Genomic DNA, 1,086 nt, shown 5'->3' with positions numbered 1-1,086 from the left:
TTATCATTATAGAAAAATAGAAAGAGTTAGTGACAATTTTCCCTGAAATGTCATTTTTTATCCCCAAAATGACATTATACCAAAAAAATAGAAGAAAAAAACACGAAATATTGTAAAATATTCCGCATTTTTTTACCTTTCTGATCTCAGCAGGATTCGAACCTGCGACCGTTCGCTTAGAAGGCGAATGCTCTATCCAGCTGAGCTATGAGACCAATACCATCTCATTCTATCAGAAAATAGGGTTGTCGTCAAGATTACTTATGATAAGGACTCCCCTGCTGAATCATAAAAGCTCGATAGATCTGCTCTATTAAAACAAGTCGCATCAATTGATGAGGTAAGGTTAATTTTCCAAAACTCATCAGAAGATTTGCCCGTTTTTTTACTGCAGGAGATAAACCTAAACTTCCGCCGATAACAAAAGTGATATCAGAAAAGCCACGCACTGTAGTATCCATCATGATCTGACTAAACTTTTCTGACGGAAATTGCTTTCCTTCAATTGCCAAAGCAATAACAAATTCACGCTCATTGATTTTAGCCAGAATTTTATTTCCTTCTTTTTCAAGAATCTGCTGATTTTCTAAATCACTAGCTTTATCAGGTGTTTTTTCATCCGCTAGCTCAATCATTTCCACCTTGCAGAATCGATTGAGACGCTTCATATATTCAGCAATTCCATCCTTTAAATATTTTTCTTTCAGTTTTCCAACTGTTACAAGTTTTATTTTCATAAGTTTATTCTATCATATTCATCTATACTTCACACTTTATTAACAAGTAAAATTTATCTGGGAATCGGCTAATCTGTGTATTTTCTAATGACTATCAACAGTTTTTCTAAGTTTTCCACAAGGTGTGGAAAACTTAGAGGATTTAAGTTATAATTAAGTTTAGCTAACTATAATTTCATCAATTGTAATTCAAGGAGGAAAACATGAAAAACTCTTCAACTGCCTTCAAAAGGGCTTTATTGCTTTTTGCAGTGTTAATTATAGGTTTTATCGGTGGAAGTTTAGGAAATTATGTTACTACATTAGTAACTTCACGTGTAAAAATGAATGGAAATTCAACAACCAGTGT

General features: G+C 33.1%; 1 protein-coding gene, 1 tRNA gene and 1 pseudogene. 1 reads left to right on the top strand and 2 read right to left on the bottom strand.

From position 1 onward, the window contains the following. Positions 1-141: 141 nt before the first annotated feature. Positions 142-215 (bottom strand) — tRNA-Arg (locus tag K4H96_RS06315). Positions 216-257: 42 nt separating this feature from the next. Then, positions 258-737, bottom strand: coding sequence for a 23S rRNA (pseudouridine(1915)-N(3))-methyltransferase RlmH (gene rlmH / locus K4H96_RS06310; protein WP_002922825.1), 480 nt, complete (start codon positions 735-737; stop codon positions 258-260). A gap of 203 nt (positions 738-940) precedes the next feature. Here rlmH and K4H96_RS06305 point away from each other — a divergent pair. Continuing rightward, positions 941-1,086, top strand: a pseudogene (locus tag K4H96_RS06305) (S1C family serine protease); the annotation flags it as partial.

The sequence above is a fragment of the Streptococcus sanguinis genome, assembly GCF_020729765.1.
Lineage (GTDB): Bacteria > Bacillota > Bacilli > Lactobacillales > Streptococcaceae > Streptococcus > Streptococcus sanguinis_Q.
This window is presented reverse-complemented; position numbering and strand designations above follow the sequence as displayed.